This window comes from Frankia sp. Mgl5, assembly GCF_023242985.1.
GTDB classification, from domain to species: Bacteria; Actinomycetota; Actinomycetes; order Frankiales; family Frankiaceae; genus Parafrankia; species Parafrankia soli.
In genome coordinates this window covers 1-256 of the sequence record NZ_JALKFY010000218.1, presented here as the reverse complement: position 1 = coordinate 256, position 256 = coordinate 1, and the positions used below count along the sequence as shown (strand labels likewise).

1 protein-coding gene is annotated in these 256 nt (G+C 52.7%); it reads left to right on the top strand.

All coding sequences use genetic code 11. The annotated features are described in order from the left end of the window. Positions 1 to 254 (top strand): enoyl-CoA hydratase-related protein (locus tag MXD62_RS09085; protein WP_248828932.1); only part of this gene is annotated, 254 nt, incomplete at its 5' end. Positions 255 to 256: the final 2 nt, after the last annotated feature.

Here is a 256-nt window from a genome sequence, read left to right as displayed (position 1 = left end):
GTCTGGTTAATCGTGTGGTGCAAGCAGAGAATGTTATGAGTGCAGCGCTGGAACTGGCGCAGCAGATCGTGCAGAACGCGCCGATTGCGTTGGCACAGGCAAAGTTTGCCATCGATTATGGATTGGAAGCCGATTTGGCAACGGGATTGGCCATCGAGAGCAATGCGTATCAGGTGACGATTCCGACCAAAGACAGGCTGGAAGGGCTTGAAGCCTTCAAGGAGAAGCGGAAGCCGAATTATCGTGGAGAGTAAAC